This window comes from Spirillospora sp. NPDC048911 (assembly GCF_043198015.1).
Taxonomy (GTDB): Bacteria; Actinomycetota; Actinomycetes; order Streptosporangiales; family Streptosporangiaceae; genus Spirillospora.
Genome location: NZ_JBICUD010000004.1, coordinates 510155 through 525560 on the forward strand (window position 1 = coordinate 510155; position 15406 = coordinate 525560).

Genomic DNA, 15406 nt, shown 5'->3' on the forward strand with positions numbered 1-15406 from the left:
GGGTTCCTAACCTCCTGGTCATGGAAGCAACCATCGAGGTGCGCGGGCTGCGCAAGCGCTACGGGTCGGCCGTGGCCGTCGACGGCCTCTCCTTCACCGTCGGCCCCGGGCAGGTCACCGGGTTCGTCGGGCCCAACGGCGCGGGCAAGTCGTCGACGATGCGAATGATCATGGGGCTGGACCGGCCCGACGCGGGCTGCGCGCTGGTCGGCGGCCGTCCCTATCGGTCGCTGCGCACCCCGTTGTGCCAGGTCGGAGCGCTCCTGGACGCCGCGGCGGTGCATCCCGGCCGGCGGGCGCGCGACCATCTGCTGTGGATGGCCCACTCCAACGGGCTGCCGGCGCGGCGGGTGAACGAGGTCATCGAGCTCGTCGGGCTGCAGGGGGTCGCCAGGCGGGCGGCGGGCGGGTTCTCGCTCGGCATGCGGCAGCGGCTCGGCATCGCGGCCGCGCTGATCGGCGATCCCCCGGTGCTGATGTTCGACGAGCCCGTCAACGGCCTGGACCCCGAGGGCATCACCTGGATCCGCGGGCTGCTGCGCTCCCTGGCGGCCGAGGGCCGCGCGGTGCTGGTGTCCAGCCATCTGATGAGCGAGCTGGAGGACAGCGCCGACCATCTCGTGGTGATCGGCCGCGGCCGGATCGTGGCCGACACCAGCGTGCGCGAGCTGCTCACCGCCGCGTCCAGCGGGCGGGTGACGGTCCGCACCGGGCGGCGGCAGGAGGCGATGACCGTGCTGGCCAACGCCGGGGCGGCGGTGGCGGCGGACGGGCCCGACACGCTGACGGTGTCCGGCCTGCCCGCCGAGCGCATCGTGGCGCTGCTCAACGAGGGCGGCGTGAGCTTCTCGGGCATCGCCGAGCACCGCGCGTCCCTGGAGGAGGCGTACATGGAGCTCACCCGCGACGCCGTCGACTTCAAGGGCGCCGGCGATCCGGCGGGTTCGGCCGCCGCGACCGGGCGGGAGCGGAGATGACGACCACGACGCCGCCGCGGTTCACCAGTTCGGTGTCCGGCGCCCGCGACGGGTTCGGCCGGCTGGTGCTGGCCGAGTGGACGAAGTTCCGGTCGGTGCGCAGATGGGCCGCCGGCATGCTCGTCATGGCCGTGCTCACGGTGCTGATGGGCCTGTTCATCGCCTCGGGCAGCAGCACCGACGTCGACTCCAATCCGGGGGAGATCACGTTCGGGCCCGGCGGGACGCGGGTCCATGACGTCTTCCAGTTCACACACCGGCCGTTGCAGGGGGACGGCGCCGTCACCGCGCGGGTGACGTCATTGAAGGCCGCGGACGGCCGGAAGATCTCGGGCTGGGCCAAGGCCGGTGTGATCATCAAGGCGGACACGAAGCCGGGCTCGACGTACGCGGCGATGATGGTCACGGCGGGCCACGGCACCCGATTGCAGTCCGATTTCATCGGGGACGTGGCCGGGAAGTCGCGAGCGATCCCCGGCTGGGTCCGCCTGGTCCGTGCCGGCGCGTCCGTCACGGGTTACGAGTCGTCCGACGGGCGGACGTGGCGCCAGGCCGGCACGGTCGAGCTGCCCAAGCTGCCGCAGCGCGCCGAGATCGGGCTCTTCACGACGGCGCCCGGGGTGTTCGAGGTTCGGCGGGAGTTCGGCAGCACGTCGGTCGGCCAGGGTGTCTCGGTCGCCGCCGCGACGTTCGACGGCGTCGACGTCACGCCCCGGCAGGCGGGTCCGTGGAACAACACCGTCGTGGGCCCGAGCGGAGGAGGCCGCCCCGGCGGCGCGCCTCCCGGCGGCGGCCCTTCGGGGGTGCCCGCCGAGCAGTTCCAGGGCACCGAGAACGCGGGCACGTTCACGCTGCGCGGGTTCGGCGACATCGCGCCCATATCCGACAACGACGATCCGGTCCGGGTCGCGTTCGGCGGCGTCATGATCGGAATGATCGCGGTCGTCGCGCTGGGCGTCCTGTTCATCACCGCCGAGTACAAGCGCGGGATGATCCGGACCAGTTTCGCGGCGAGCCCACGGCGCGGCCTGGTGCTGGCCGCGAAGGCCGTGGTGATCGGCGCCGTGACGTTCGCCGCCGGGCTGGCCTCCGCGGTCACCCTGTTCTACGCCTCCAAGCCGGTACTGCGTTCGAGCGGCTACGAGCCGCCCGCCTTCCCCGACTCGTCGCTCACCGAGCCGGCGGTGTTGCGGGCGGTGGCGGGGACGGCGCTCTTCCTGGCGCTGGTGGCGGTGTTCAGCCTGGGCGTCGGCACGGTCCTGCGGCGCAGCGCCGGTGCGATCGCCGGCATCATCGCGCTGCTGGTGCTGCCCACGATCATCGCGTCCGCGCTGCCGCTGTCGGCGGCGACCTGGATGATGCGTCTCACCCCGGCCGCGGGCCTGTCGATCCAGCAGACCGGGACGCACTACCCCCAGGTGGAGGACGTCTGCGTCCCCGAGGACGGCTGCTTCTACACCGAACCGTGGGCGGGCATCGGCGTGCTGGCGGCCTACGCCGCGGTCGCGCTCGCGCTGGCGTACTGGCTGCTGCGCCGGAGGGACGCGTGATCCGCGCGCTGCACGCCGAGTGGACCAAGCTGCGCACGATGCCGGGCAACGCCTGGTGCTTTCTGGGCGTGGTCGGGGTCACCGTCACGCTGAGCGTCGCGTTCACGGCTTCGGTGGACGTCGGCGACTGCGCGACGCCGCAGGGCTGCCATGAGGACACCACCAAGCTCGCGCTGTCGGGCACCTGGCTCGGGCAGGCCGCCGTCGTCGTCCTCGCCGCGCTCGTCATCACCAACGAGCACGGCACCCGGATGATCCACACGACGCTGGCGGCCACGCCTCGGCGGGCCGTGGTGCTGCTGGCCAAGGCCGCCGTCGTCGCGGGCGTCGTGCTGGCGGCGGCGGTTCTGGGCGTGGCGGGCTCCCTGCTGACCGGCCGGTTCTTCCTTGAGGGGAACGGGTTCACCGCGGCCAACGGTTATCCGCCGTTGTCCCTGGCGACCGAGCCGACCTTGCGGGCGGCGGCCGGCACCGTCCTGTACCTGGTGCTCGTCGGCGTGCTGAGCCTGGGCGCCGGGGCGCTGCTGCGCGACACCGCCGGGACGATCACCGGGGTGCTGAGCTTGTTCTACCTCGTCCCGATCGCCGTCCAGTTCGTCGGCGACCCGCGGTGGCGGGAGCGGCTGGAGAAGGCGGCGCCGACCGCGGGCATGGCCGTGCAGGCGACGCGGGACCTGGACCGGCTCCCGATCGGGCCGTGGGCGGGGCTGGGCGTGCTCGCCGCCTACGCGGCCGCGATCCTGCTGGCGGGCGGCGCCGCGTTCATCCGTCGTGATCCCTGACCGCGGCGTCCCCGATCGGGGACGCCGGCCGGCGGCGCGTGCGGCCGCCGCCCGCGCCGGTGGCGTACGCGGCGAAGCGGGTCAGCATCCGGCCGCCGCCCGCCTCGCGCCACAGCTCGGGCCGTGCCGCGGGGAGGGCGTAGCACGGCGTCCCGTGGCTGATCATCTCCATGACGCGGGGCTCGCCGAGCCAGGCCGCCGCGAACGAGTACAGCCCGGTCAGCCGGGGGGCGATGATGCCGTAGTCCAGCAGCCGCGGCAGCGACGCCTCGGTGGAGACCAGTTCCTCCACGGTGAGGCCGGTGAGCGGGTACCGCTCGGGGAAGGCGTGGCGCAGGTCGAGGAAGAAGCCGACCGAGCCGCGCCGCGGGTCTCCGGCCAGCCGCCCGACGCCGCCGAACGAGCCCAGCGCCAGTCTCGGCCGGGCCGTCAGCGCGTGGGTGTAGAGGACGCGCAGCAGCGCGACGTTCATCATGAAGCGTTCGGCGGGCAGCTCCGCCTCGGCCAGGTCGACGTTGTCGAGGTAGCCGGCCACGACGCTGGAGTTGTGGGCGCGGTACCAGGCGGCGGGCGAGGGGACGCGCAGGAACTCCACCCACAGGTCGACGCTGCGGGCCGAGGGCCTGCCGGCTCCCGCCTCGTACAGCAGCGCCGCCTCGATCTTGTCGCGCAGCAGGCGGTCGTTGACCGCGCGCCACCACGGGCTGCCGGGCGTGGCGGCGGCGGGCGGGTTGAGGACGCCGCGCGCGATCTCCCAGCGCAGGAACGCCAGCTCGGCGCGGCCGTAGGAGCCGCGTTCGCGGCCCGCGGCGCGGTAGAACTCGGTGGCCAGCCGCACCCGGCTGCCGGTGCCCTCGGCGACCTGCCGGACCCTCGCCGCGGCCAGGGACGCGGCATCCGTCTCCCTCACCAGCAACCTCGCTAGACCTCGCAGGACCGACGGGAAACAAGTGTCGCATCACCGCGGGGTCGCCTACGATCGCCGCCATGGCCTATGCCGTCCGTCCCGCCGAACACCGCGACCTGCCCTTGCTGGCCGACATCGAACGCAGCGCCGACGGGGTGTTCGGCCCGCTCGGCATCGTGTTCCCGCCCGGTCCCACGGTCATCGAGGAGGTGGGCGACGGCGCGCTGCAACTGCTGGTGATGGGCGACCCGCCGGTGGGGTTCGCCGCGGTCATCGAGGTCGACGGCCACCGGCATCTGGAGCAGATCGCGCTGCGCGCCGACCACACCGGGCGCGGGCTCGGCCGCCCGCTGGTGGAGCGGGTCATCGCCGACGCCGGCGGCGACCTCACGCTCATCACCTTCCGCGACGTGCCGTGGAACGGCCCGTGGTACGCGCGGTTCGGTTTCGCCGAGATGCCCGAGCCGGAGTGGGGCCCGCAGCTGCGCGCGCACTGGCAGGCGGAGATCGCCGCGGGCCTGCACGAGCTCGGCCCGCGCGTGGTCATGCGCCATCGGGGCCGCTGACGAAGACGCCCGCGCGGGCGGCGGCGAACGCGGCCGATCCGGCCCTGTCGGCGGTGGCCCGGTCGACCGGCTCACCGGAGATGAACAGCCGGTAGTAGAGCGGGGCGACGGCCGAGCGCACCACCTCGGCGGCGTCGGTGCCCGGCGGCAGTTCCCCGCGTTCGACGGCTCGCGTGACGATGACAGCGGCGTCCTGCTGCCGCCGGACGACGAACGCATGCAGCGCGGCGGCCACCCCACCCGTGGGCTCGCCGCCCTCAGGTGTGCCGCTCTCGGGTGCGCTGTCCTTGGATGCGGCGCCCTTGGATGTGGCTGCGCTGGGGTGTTGTACGGCGGCCGCGATGAAGGCGGTCGACACCGGCCCGAGCTCGGGGTCGGCGAAGCCGCTGTGGACGAGCCGGGCCAGCTCGCGCAGGTCGTTCTCGGCCGAGCCGGTGTCGGGGACGGGCCATGGCTCTTCACCGGCCAGTTCCAGCGCGTCGGCGACGAGCCCTTCGGCGTTGCCCCAGCGGCGGTAGACGGTCGTCTTGTGGACGCCCGAACGCGCCGCGACGTTCTCGACCGACAGCCCCCGGTAGCCGTGTTCGGCCAGTTCGGCGAGCGTCGCCTCCCGGACGGCGGCGCGGGTCCGCGCGGTGCGCCCGCCCGGGCGGACCGAGCCCGGCTCCGGCATCTCGGCGGCCATCCCGCCACTGTAACGCGACAGCGGTTGCATTAGCCGCGGGGGCGGCCGGAAATCCGGTTGGCCGGGACCGGACCCGTCCGTTACAACGGATCACATGCTTCGCAAGTATCCCCGCACCCGGCACATCGAGGGCTCCCGGCTGCAGCCCGGGGACCACGATCTCGCCGCCGTGCCCTTCCGGGAGATCGCGGGGCGGTATCTGGTGGTGGAGGAGAAGCTCGACGGCGCCAACTGCGGGATCAGCTTCTCGGCGGAAGGCGAGCTGCGGCTGCAGAGCCGCGGCCACTACCTGACGGGTGGCCCGCGCGAGCGCCAGTTCGGTCCGCTGAAGGCATGGGCGGCGTCGGCGCAGCGCCATCTGTGGCCGCGGCTGGGCGACCGGTACGTGCTGTACGGGGAGTGGATGTACGCCAAGCACACGGTGTTCTACGACGCCCTCCCCCATTATTTCTGCGAGTTCGACGTGCTCGACCAGCGCGACGGCACGTTCCTGTCGACCGCACGGCGGCGCGAGCTGCTCGCCGGGACGCCGGTGGTCTCGGTGCCGGTGCTGCACGAGGGGCCGCTGCCCGATCTGGCGTCGCTGACGGCCTTGACGGGGCCCTCGACCTGCCGGACGGCGGCGTGGCGGGACGCGCTGCGGGAGGCCGCGGTGGCGGGCGGCGCCGACCCGGGCAAGGTCGCCGAGGAGACCGACCGGTCCGACGACATGGAGGGCCTCTACATCAAGGTGGAGGAGGACGGGCTGACCGTCGACCGCTTCAAGTGGGTGCGGGCCAGCTTCCTCACCGCGATCCTGGACTCGGGCACGCACTGGCAGGCGCGGCCGATCGTCGCCAACGGCCTGGCCGATCCGGAGGTGCTCTATGCGGGTGTTTGAGGATCTGTGTCCGGCGCCGCCCCACTGGACCGTGCCCTGGCCGCAGATCAAGGAGACGTTCGCCTGGGTCCGCGACCTGGCGGGCGTGCCACAGGACGCGATCCATCACGCCGAGGGCGATGTGGAGGTGCACACGCGGATGGCGTGCGAGGCCCTGGCGTCGCTGCCGGAGTGGCGGGCCCGTCCGGCAGGCGAGCGGGTGCGGCTCTTCACCACCGTGCTGATGCACGACGTCGCCAAGCCGTACTGCACGCAGACCGACGACGGCCGGATCACCGCGCACGGCCACTCGCGGCGCGGCGATCTGATGGTGCGCCGGATCCTGTGGGAGCTCGGCGCGCCGGTCGCGTGGCGGGAGCACGTGGCGGCGCTGGTGCGCCACCATCAGGTGCCCTTCTGGGCGCTGGAACGCCCCGACCTGCAGAAGATCGCCTTCCGGGTGAGCCTGCTGGCCCGCAACGACGACCTGGTGCTGCTGGCCACCGCCGACATCCTCGGCCGGATCTGCGGCGACACCGCCGAGGTGCTGGACAACATCGCGCTGTACGAGGAGTACTGCGCCGAGCAGGAGTGCCTGGACGCCCCGCGCCGGTTCCCGTCCGACCACGCCCGCTTCTGGTACTTCCGCAAGCCCGGCCGCGACCCCGACTACGACGCCTATGACGACACCCGGCTGACGGTCACGGTGCTGTCGGGGTTGCCGGGGGTCGGCAAGGACCACTGGATCGCGGCGAACCGCCCGGACCTGCCGGTGGTGAGCCTGGACCGGCTGCGCGCCGAGATGGGCGTGAAACCGTCCGGCGACCAGCGCCCGGTGGCCACCGCCGCGCACGAGCTGGCGCGCGAGCACCTGAGGGCGGGCCGCTCGTTCGTGTGGAACGCCACGAGCCTGTCGCGGCAGCTGCGCGAGCAGACCACCGGGCTGGCCGCCGACTACCGCGGCCGCGTCGAGCTGATCGCGCTGGAGGCGCCGCCGGAGGTGCTGCGCGCACGCAACCGCTCCCGTCCGGCGCCCGTCCCCGACACGGTCATCGACCGGATGGTCGGCCGCTGGGAGACCCCGGACCCGACCGAGGCGCATCAGGTGCACTGGCTGTCGACGGCCTGACCACCTCCCGGGTGGGCCCGCTCTGGACGACGTGACCGTCGGCGAGCAGCAGCACGGTGCCGGTGCGTTCGGCCACGAGCGCGAGATCGTGACTGACCAGGACCAGCGCCAGGCCCTGCCGGTCGCGCAGGTCGACCAGCAGGTCCATGACGGCGGCCGACGAGCGCGGGGTCGTGGCAGGAGAGCAGCACCGCGAGCTGGTGGTCGGCGGCCAGGTGCCGCAGGAGGTCCGCGATCTCGTCGCGGAGCGCGGCGTCCAGGCCCGCGGTGGGCTCGTCCAGCAGCAGGACCTCGGGGCGGCGCGCCAGGGCCCGGGCGAGCGCGACCCGCCGTTGCCGCCCGCCCGAGAGCTGTCCGGGTCGTCGCCTGAGCAGCTCCGGTGCCGCCGGCAGGCGGACCTCGTCGAGGAGCTTGAGCAGCGTCGCGCGGCCTGGCCTGCGCTCGCGGGTCATCTCGGCCAGCAGCTGGGCGACGCGCATGCGTGGATTGAGCGCCGAGGCGGGATCCTGGCCGACATAGGCGAGATGGTGGCGGCGCTGTACGCGTCGGCGCGCCGCGACCCCGAGCTGGCGGCGATGCTGGGCCTGCGGGTCTGGCGGGCCGATCCCGCCGTGCTGCGCCGGCTGCTGGGGCTGGGCGTGCCGATCGCCGCGACGTACGGCTCGGAGGCGGGGTTCTTCTCGGTCGTCGCGCTCATCGTCGGCACGTTCGGCAGCGCCGCGCTCGCCGCGCACACCGCCGTCAACCAGCTCGTGTACATCGTCTTCCAGATCTCGGTGGGACTGTCGCACGCCGCGTTCCTGGGCGTCAGCCGCGAGCTGGCGAGCGGCCGCCCGGAGGCCGCAGGCCGCATCGCCCGCACGGCGCTGATCTGCGGGGCGGGCGTGATGCCGGTGGTCGCGGCGGTCTGCCCGCCGCGTGGCTGCTGGGCGTCGCCGCCGGGCTGGAGACGGCCGGCACCTGGCTGGGGCTGTTCACGGGGCTCAGCGCCACCGCTGTCCTGTTGTTGCGCCGCTTCGCACGGACTCTCCCCGTCCGGGCGGCTCAGTCCACCGGCTGAGCCGCTGCTGGCACACTCCTGGGAGGCCTAACACGAAGGAGGGGTGCTCGTGGAAGCTCCGGGTCAGGTGGCAGTGGTGACGGGCGGCGGGTCGGGCATCGGGGCCGCGATCGCGACGGCGCTGCTGGGCGCGGGCTGGCGGGTGGCGCTGGCGGGCCGCCGCGAGGGGACGTTGCGGGCGACCGCGGACACCGCCGGCGCGCCGGCCGGCCGGGTCCTGACGGTGACCGCCGACGTGACCTCGCCGGAGTCGGTCGAGGCGCTGTTCGCGGCGGTGGCCGGCCGGTGGGGACGGCTGGACCTGCTGGTCAACAACGCCGGGACGTTCGGCTCTCCCGCGCCGGTGGAGGACTTCGACCTCGAGCAGTGGCGGACGGTCCTCGACACCAACCTCACGGGCTCGTTCCTGTGCGCGCGGGCCGCGTTCCGCGTCATGAAGGACCAGCGGCCGCAGGGCGGGCGGATCATCAACAACGGGTCGCTGTCGGCGTTCACGCCCCGTCCGAACGCAGTCGCGTACACCGCCAGCAAGCACGCGGTCACCGGGCTGACCAAGACGTTGTCGCTGGAGGGCCGCCGCTACAACATCGCCTGCGGCCAGATCGACATCGGCAACGCGGCGACCGACATGACGAGCGGTTTCGGGGCGGGCACGCTGCAGGCCGACGGTTCGAAGAGGTCGGAGCCGGTGATGGACGTGCGGCACGTGGTGGACGGCGTGCTCTACATGGCGGGCCTGCCGTTGGACGCCAACGTGCAGAACCTCACGGTGCTGGCGACGGCGATGCCCTCGTTCGTCGGCCGCGGCTGATCAGCGGCGGCCGCCGGCTGCGCTCGCGTCCCACGCCCGGTGCGGCTGGCCGGGGAGCGACCGCACGAGGAAGGAGATCCAGGACCGCAGCGGCCGCCAGTCGTCGGCGATGCGCGCGTAGTCGGCGGGTTCGGCCGATTCCGGCAGCCGGTAGAGGCCGCGCATGGCGGCGAACAGGCGCGGTTCGCTGCCGGGGAAGGCGTCGGGTGCCCCGGCGCCGCGGATGAGGATGAGCCCGGCGGAGAACGGGCCGACGCCCGGAAGCTCCTGGAGGAGGGCCAGGGCCTGGTCGGTGGGCATGTCACGCAGCGCCACGGCGTCCAGGGTGCCGTCGAGCGCGGCGTGGGCCAGGGATTGGATGCGGGAGAACTTCACGTCCGGGACGCCGGGGAGGGAGTCGGCCGCCGCCACTACCTCGGGGGCGGGGAACGCGGTGGCGCGGTGGCCGTCCCAGCTCACTTCGCCGCCGAATTCGCGGGTGATGCGCTCTTTCACGGCCGAGGCCGACCGCATCGAGGTGCGCTGCACCAGGACGGCCCAGCACGCGGCCTCCCAGGTGCTCCAGAAGCACACGGGCCGACGTCCGGGGGCGCGGGAGACGAGGTCGGCGGCGATGTCGTCGCGTTCGGCGATGGCGGCCAGCGGGCTCCCGTCGACGTCGGCCGACAGGATCCGGGCGACGTCGCCGGCCAGCGCCGGGGTGACCGGCTGTGAGGCCGCCACGCGCAGGCGGTCGCCGGACTGGGTCACGTGGACGCTGGTGGGCGTCCACTCGCCGGGGACGCAGTAGGTGAACCGCAGGCCGTCGGCCGCCTGGGGCGTCCGCGCGGTGGGCGGCCATCCTTCCAGGAAGTCCAGTGTCTGGTTCAGATCGTAGCGACCGCGCACACGCACGGTCGCGGCGTCTCCGGCGTTCATGCTCCCCCTCTTCGGCCCCGGATCACGTTACCTGTCGGCGTGGCGGCGCAGGCCGTCGGCCAGGTCGCGGACGGCGTCGCGCAGTTCATCAGGGCGGCGGATCTGGAAGGGCCAGCCGAGCCCGGCGAGCATCATCGCCATGCCGTCGAGGCGTTCGGCGCGGGTGACCATGAGCACTCCCCCGTCGGTCTCGGTGAGGGTGGCGGTGGAGGCGGGGACGCGGCGCCGCGCCTCGGCCAGGGACGTCTCCAGCAGGACCTCGACGTCGTACCGGTAAGGGACGCCGGCCAGGGACCGGGTGACGTGCTGGACGGGGTCGACGTCGTCGGGGATCTCGAAGGTGCCGTCGCCGGGCTGAGCCGACAGCACCCTGTCGACGCGGAAGGTGCGGATCTCGCCGCTGCGGTGGTCGTGGCCGGTGACGTACCAGCGTCCGGAGTGGAAGACCAGGCCGTAGGGGTCGAGGTCGCGTTCGCTGTCGCCGCCCTGCCAGGACCGGTAGCGCAGGCGTACCCGCCGCCGTTCGCGCGCGGCGGCGGCGAGGGTGAGCAGCGCGGCGGTGGCCGGTGAGGTCGCGTCGCGGGCGGCGAGGGTGAAGCCGAGGGTCTGTTCGAGGGCCTGGACGCGTTCGCGCAGCGCGGCGGGCAGGATGCGCTGGACCTTGGCCAGCGTGCTCTCGGTGGCCTCGCCGGGCAGGCCCAGGCGCCGCCCGGCCAGCAGGCCGAGCACGACGGCGGTCGCCTCGTCGTCGGTGAGCATGAGGGGCGGCAGCTTGTAGCCGGGCATCAGCCGGTAGCCGCCGTAGCGGCCGCGCTCGGCGACGACGGGGATGCCGAGCTCCTCCAGCCGCGCCGCGTACCGGCGGACGGTGCGCTCGTCGACGCCGAGGCGCTCGGCCAGCTCAGTGCCGCGCATGCGGTGGTGGGCCTGGAGCAGCTCCAGCATCGTCAGCACGCGAGTGGTCGGATGTGACACAGGTCACTCTCTTAATCCGGGCGGGGTCTGTCCGGTATTGACCTTACGTTAGTGGCAACGGATCGAGAGAGAGAAGGCACCGAGATGGCGACGTTCGTACTGGTCCCCGGTTTCTGGCTCGGCGCGTGGGCGTGGGACGAGGTGGCCGCGGGGCTGCGCGCGGCGGGGCACGAGGTGCACGCGGTGACGCTCACCGGCCTGGCCGAGCGGGCGGCGGAGGCGACGCCCGAGGTGAACGTCGACACCCACATCGCCGACATCATCGGCGTGATCGAGGACAACGACCTGCGCGAGGTGATCCTGGTGGCGCACAGCGGCGCCAACATGCCGGCGACGGGCGCGGCCGACCGCGTTCCCGAGCGGCTCACGCGGATCGTCTACGTCGACACCGGGCCGATGCCGTCGGGGATGGCGCAGATCGACTTCACCGACCCCGAGGAGCAGGCGGCCACGCGCAAGCAGGTGGAGATCGAGGGTGACGGCTGGCGGCTGCCGCTGCCGCCGCTGGACCCCGAGGCCGACCCGGTGACGCTGGCCGGCTTGACCACCGAGCATCTGGCCACGTTCGCCGAGCGCGGCACGCCCGAGCCGTTCGGCGCGGCGACCCAGCCGCTGGTCCGGCCGGAGACGCTGCCTGACACGCCCAAGACGGCGATCTTCAGCACGATCCCGCTGGCGGTGGTGGAGCAGATGGCGGCGGGCGGCAACCCGGTCTTCGGCCTGATGGCCGGGCCCGAGTGGACCTACCGCGAGCTGCCGACCGGCCACTGGCCGATGTTCTCCAAGCCGGTGGAGCTGGCCGCGCTTCTCGACGAGATCGCCCGCTGACCTCTGCCGGTCACGCCGCCGCCCTCTGGCCCGGCAGGGTCAGGGGGCGGTGAACGTGCAGGGCAGCCGCTTGATTCCGTTGATGAAGCTCGAGACCAGGCGGTCGGGCTCGCCGGCGGCGCGCAGGTCGGGCAGGCGGGTGAACAGCTCCCGGAACATGACGGTGATCTCGCGGCGGGCGAGGTTGGCGCCGAGGCAGAAGTGCGGGCCGGGGCCGCCGAAGCCGACGTGCGGGTTCGGGCTGCGGGTGATGTCGAACGCGTCGGGGTCGTCGAACACCGCCGCGTCCCGGTTGGCCGAGTTGTAGAAGAGGACGACCTTGTCGCCCTCGCGGAAGGCGTGCCCGTTCATCTCGTGGTCGCGGGTGAGGTTGCGGCGGAACTGGATGACGGGCGTGGAGAGGCGGACGATCTCCTCGACGGCGCCGGCTATGCGGCCGTCGAAGTCGGCCAGGAGCAGGTCGCGCTGGGCGGGGTTGTCGCTGAAGAGCGTGAGGCCGTGCGCGATGGCGGTACGGGTGGTCTCGTTGCCCGCGACGACCAGCAGCAGGAAGAACGTGCCGAACTCCTGCGCGGTGAGCTTCTCGCCGTCGATGTTGGCGTTCACCAGTGCCGAGGTGAGGTCGCCGGTCGGGGCGGCGATGCGTTCCTTGCCGAGCTTGGCGGCGATCACGTGCAGTTCGCGGCTGGCGAGGGCGACCTTGGCCAGGCCCTTGCCGGTGCGGAACCGGCCCATGTCGGGGGTGATGCCGGTGAACTCGGCGTCGGAGTTGCCCAGCACGATGTTGGTCAGGTGGATGACGCGCGGGTAGTAGCGCTCGGGGATGCCGAGCATGTCGCAGATGACCTCGACGGGCAGCCGCACCGCGACCTTGGCGACGAAGTCGCCGGGCCCGGACGCGATGAGCTCGTCGACGATCCGGGCGGCGCGGCGCTGGATGTCGTCCTCGGTCTTGGCGAGCATCTTGGGGCTGAACGCGCGCGACACGATCCGGCGGATCTTGGCGTGCCGCGGATCGTCCATGTTGATCATGGAGTTGACGTACTTGTCGAGCCACTTCGGCGAGTCGACGACGCTGGTGGCGTTCGGCTCGCTGCTGAAGATCTGCGGGCTGCGGCTGGCCTCGGCCACGTCGGCGTGCCGCACCAGCGCCCAGTAGCCCGGGCCGCGCTTGGTGAACGGGATCGCCGGGTCGGGGAAGAAGCGGGGCGCGTCCCGCTCGCGCAGCGCGGCGAACGCGGCGGCCCGCTCGGCCGGTGGCCGCTGCCAGAAGCGCAGATCGCTGAGGTTGACGTCGCCGACCTGCCCGCCCGGCACCTGGATCGCCACCGCCGCGCCCCTTCCGTGGAATCACCCCATAGTTGGGTAAGTGCTTGGTTACAGTCAATGGGGTGGATCGTCTTGTGATCCAGGCCACCTCGCCACCAGCGCGGCGCCGAGGCGGCCCAGGACCGCTCCGAGGGACCAGCCCGCGATGGCGTCGGTGGGCCAGTGGTAGCCGAGGGTGACGACGGCGACCGCGACGCCGGCGATCAGGACGTGGCCGGCGATGGTCCGGCGCCGGCTCGCGCCGAGCACGGCGAGGATGAAGATCCAGCAGGCGGCGGCGTTGGCGGCGTGCCCGGACGGATAGGACAGGTAGCCGTCCTCGAACAGCAGGTCGGCGCCGGTGCGCGGCGGGGTGCGCGCGAACGCGAGCTGCGCGCCGCGGATCGTCAGCTCGGTGCCCGCAAGCCAGAGCCCGGCCCGCGCCAGGAAGCCCAGGACGCCGCGCAGGCCCCGGTCGCGGTGCCGCCACGCGGTCCACAGGGTCGCCAGTGCCGCGACGGTGGCCACGATCCAGTACTGGCCGCCGTTGACGACGGTCCGCCAGAAGAAGTGCCAGGCCCCGGTACGCGGCGGCAGCCCGCCGGCGAACGTCCAGTGGTCGAACCGCCGCAGCAGGCCGCCGGCGAGCACGTCGAGCGTGGTCGCCACCATGACGGCGGCGGCGACCAGCGGCAGCGCGTACGGCCGCCGCACACGGGCCCGCAGCGCGTGCGGACGCGGACGGGTGGGAAGGCGCCCGCCCCCCGATCGAGGCACCTGCATGCCTTCGATCTTGCCTTATCAGGGGCGATGCTCACTCCGATGCTCACTCCGAGGCCGTGCCGCCGGACTCCTCCGCCTGCTGCTGGACCTTGGCCATGATGGCGTCGGTGGTGGCGCCGATGAACTCCGGCCGGTTCTCGGCGGCCCAGTCGCGGCTGGCGGTCAGGCCCGCCGCCGAGTCCTGGAAGCGCGGGGCGACGTACCGCGCGAACAGCTCGTAGGAGCGGCGCGTCTGCGCGGTGTCGGCCCACTCGTGCCCCATCAGCAGGTAGGTGCCGAAGCCGCCCGACTGCGCCGCGAGCCGTTCGATCTGGACGATGGCGTCGTCGGGGGTGCCGATGACGCCGAACCCGGTGGCGTTGATCGCCTCGACGAGCGCGCCGGGGTCGGCCTCGTCGGGGGCGATCGGCAGCGCGGCCACCTTCTGGAAGTAGGCGATCCAGTCGGCGAGGCCGAACTCGACGTCGCGGGCGGCCTGCTCGCGGGTGTCGGCCAGGTGCATGGGGCCGACGAGCCGCCACGCCGAGCGGTCGACGGCGGTGCCGAACGCGGCGGCGCGCTCCTCCAAGATCCCCCAGTGGTAGCCGAGCGCGTCGAAGCCGGCGGTCTGGGTGGCGCCCAGCGACAGCAGGCCGCAGCCGAACCGCCCGGCGGCGCGCGGCCCGGACGGGGACACCATCGCGGCGACCGCGACCTCCAGCTCGTCGCGGTAGGGGCGCAGCTGCAGCCGCGCGTCGCGCAGCTCGAACCAGTCGGTCTTGCGGGTGACCGGCTCGTCGCCGCGCAGCAGCGCCAGGATCGCCTCCAGCGACTCCTCCATCATGTCGCGCTGGCGGGCGACCTCGATGCCCATCATGTGGGCGTCGGACGGCAGCGCGCCGGGGCCGGCGCCCAGCATGACGCGGCCGCGGGTGAGGTGCGAGAGCAGCACCATGCGGTCGGCGAGCATCAGCGGGTGGTGGTAGGGCAGCGAGGAGACGCCGGTGCCCAGGCGGATGTGCCGGGTGCGTTCGGCGGCGGCGGCGATGAACACCTCCGGCGAGGCGATGATCTCGAATCCGGCCGAGTGGTGCTCGCCGATCCACGCCTCGTCGAAGCCGAGCGCGTCCAGGTGGGCGATCAGGTCGAGGTCGCGTTCCAAGGCCAGGGTGGGGTTCTGGCCGGCGGGGTGGAACGGGGCGAGGAAGATTCCGAACCGCCGCGGGCCGGGTGCGGGTGTGCTCATCGGGACCCCTTGTCGATTTTCAGCGGTCGATGTCGGCGCTCGA

The 15406-nt window shown here is 73.3% G+C and carries 17 protein-coding genes; 9 read left to right on the forward strand and 8 right to left on the reverse strand.

The annotated features are described in order from the left end of the window. Window positions 1-20: 20 nt before the first annotated feature. The 3 genes from ACGFNU_RS20630 to ACGFNU_RS20640 are packed head-to-tail and all read left to right on the forward strand — an operon-like array spanning window position 21 to window position 3309. Window positions 21-977 carry an ABC transporter ATP-binding protein gene (locus ACGFNU_RS20630; protein WP_392595767.1) on the forward strand — a complete coding sequence of 319 codons (957 nt, stop codon included), beginning with the start codon at window positions 21-23 and terminating at the stop codon, window positions 975-977. Continuing rightward, on the forward strand, window positions 974-2527 hold the full coding sequence (locus tag ACGFNU_RS20635) for an ABC transporter permease subunit (RefSeq protein WP_392595769.1): 1554 nt from the start codon (window positions 974-976) through the stop codon (window positions 2525-2527). Before ACGFNU_RS20630 ends, ACGFNU_RS20635 begins: the two co-directional genes overlap by 4 nt. Then, a complete protein-coding gene (locus ACGFNU_RS20640) occupies window positions 2524-3309 on the forward strand; it encodes an ABC transporter permease (RefSeq protein ID WP_392595771.1) in 786 nt (261 codons plus the stop codon). Before ACGFNU_RS20635 ends, ACGFNU_RS20640 begins: the two co-directional genes overlap by 4 nt. On the opposite strand, the gene ACGFNU_RS20645 is transcribed toward ACGFNU_RS20640, so the two are convergent. Then, on the reverse strand, window positions 3290-4219 hold the full coding sequence (locus ACGFNU_RS20645; RefSeq protein ID WP_392595773.1) for a hypothetical protein: 930 nt from the start codon (window positions 4217-4219) through the stop codon (window positions 3290-3292). The two genes, ACGFNU_RS20640 and ACGFNU_RS20645, sit on opposite strands and share 20 nt — an antisense overlap. 77 nt (window positions 4220-4296) lie before the next feature. On the opposite strand from ACGFNU_RS20645, the gene ACGFNU_RS20650 reads away from it, so the two are divergent. Then, a complete protein-coding gene (locus ACGFNU_RS20650; RefSeq protein WP_392595775.1) occupies window positions 4297-4782 on the forward strand; it encodes a GNAT family N-acetyltransferase in 486 nt (161 codons plus the stop codon). Here ACGFNU_RS20650 and ACGFNU_RS20655 read toward each other — a convergent pair. Beyond that, window positions 4760-5467: a TetR/AcrR family transcriptional regulator gene (locus ACGFNU_RS20655; RefSeq protein WP_392595777.1), complete on the reverse strand. Its 708-nt coding sequence runs from the start codon at window positions 5465-5467 to the stop codon at window positions 4760-4762. The genes ACGFNU_RS20650 and ACGFNU_RS20655 overlap by 23 nt on opposite strands. 94 nt (window positions 5468-5561) lie before the next feature. On the opposite strand from ACGFNU_RS20655, the gene ACGFNU_RS20660 reads away from it, so the two are divergent. Together ACGFNU_RS20660 and ACGFNU_RS20665 are read left to right on the forward strand one after the other, a co-directional pair. Further along, complete coding sequence (locus ACGFNU_RS20660) at window positions 5562-6347, forward strand: RNA ligase family protein (protein ID WP_392595779.1); 786 nt, start codon at window positions 5562-5564, stop codon at window positions 6345-6347. Next, a complete protein-coding gene (locus ACGFNU_RS20665) occupies window positions 6334-7455 on the forward strand; it encodes an AAA family ATPase (protein WP_392595780.1) in 1122 nt (373 codons plus the stop codon). The genes ACGFNU_RS20660 and ACGFNU_RS20665 overlap by 14 nt, the downstream gene beginning before the upstream one ends. Here the strand turns inward: ACGFNU_RS20665 and ACGFNU_RS20670 are convergent. Next, a complete protein-coding gene (locus ACGFNU_RS20670) occupies window positions 7428-8060 on the reverse strand; it encodes an ATP-binding cassette domain-containing protein (RefSeq protein WP_392596496.1) in 633 nt (210 codons plus the stop codon). The two genes, ACGFNU_RS20665 and ACGFNU_RS20670, sit on opposite strands and share 28 nt — an antisense overlap. Between ACGFNU_RS20670 and ACGFNU_RS20675 the strand changes: the two genes are divergently transcribed. Both ACGFNU_RS20675 and ACGFNU_RS20680 read left to right on the forward strand, forming a co-directional pair. Then, window positions 8031-8546 (forward strand): MATE family efflux transporter, encoded by a 516-nt coding sequence (locus tag ACGFNU_RS20675; RefSeq protein ID WP_392595781.1) that lies wholly within the window; start codon window positions 8031-8033, stop codon window positions 8544-8546. The genes ACGFNU_RS20670 and ACGFNU_RS20675 overlap by 30 nt on opposite strands. Window positions 8547-8564: 18 nt before the next feature. Continuing rightward, complete coding sequence (locus ACGFNU_RS20680; protein WP_392595782.1) at window positions 8565-9326, forward strand: SDR family oxidoreductase; 762 nt, start codon at window positions 8565-8567, stop codon at window positions 9324-9326. On the opposite strand, the gene ACGFNU_RS20685 is transcribed toward ACGFNU_RS20680, so the two are convergent. Together ACGFNU_RS20685 and ACGFNU_RS20690 are read right to left on the reverse strand one after the other, a co-directional pair. Beyond that, a complete protein-coding gene (locus ACGFNU_RS20685) occupies window positions 9327-10244 on the reverse strand; it encodes a DNA-3-methyladenine glycosylase family protein (RefSeq protein WP_392595783.1) in 918 nt (305 codons plus the stop codon). Between the two features lie 27 nt (window positions 10245-10271). Then, window positions 10272-11219, reverse strand: coding sequence for a helix-turn-helix transcriptional regulator (locus ACGFNU_RS20690; protein ID WP_392595784.1), 948 nt, complete (start codon window positions 11217-11219; stop codon window positions 10272-10274). An 84-nt stretch (window positions 11220-11303) separates the two neighbouring features. Between ACGFNU_RS20690 and ACGFNU_RS20695 the strand changes: the two genes are divergently transcribed. Then, window positions 11304-12047 (forward strand): alpha/beta fold hydrolase, encoded by a 744-nt coding sequence (locus ACGFNU_RS20695; RefSeq protein WP_392595785.1) that lies wholly within the window; start codon window positions 11304-11306, stop codon window positions 12045-12047. A gap of 39 nt (window positions 12048-12086) precedes the next feature. On the opposite strand, the gene ACGFNU_RS20700 is transcribed toward ACGFNU_RS20695, so the two are convergent. From ACGFNU_RS20700 to ACGFNU_RS20710, 3 genes are read right to left on the reverse strand one after another with little or no spacing between them, the layout of a single operon-like run. Beyond that, window positions 12087-13376 (reverse strand): cytochrome P450, encoded by a 1290-nt coding sequence (locus ACGFNU_RS20700; RefSeq protein ID WP_392595787.1) that lies wholly within the window; start codon window positions 13374-13376, stop codon window positions 12087-12089. A gap of 54 nt (window positions 13377-13430) precedes the next feature. Then, window positions 13431-14138, reverse strand: a complete 708-nt coding sequence (locus ACGFNU_RS20705; protein ID WP_392595789.1) for a phosphatase PAP2 family protein — start codon at window positions 14136-14138, stop codon at window positions 13431-13433. A gap of 43 nt (window positions 14139-14181) precedes the next feature. After that, complete coding sequence (locus ACGFNU_RS20710; protein WP_392595790.1) at window positions 14182-15363, reverse strand: LLM class flavin-dependent oxidoreductase; 1182 nt, start codon at window positions 15361-15363, stop codon at window positions 14182-14184. Between the last annotated feature and the right edge of the window lie 43 nt (window positions 15364-15406).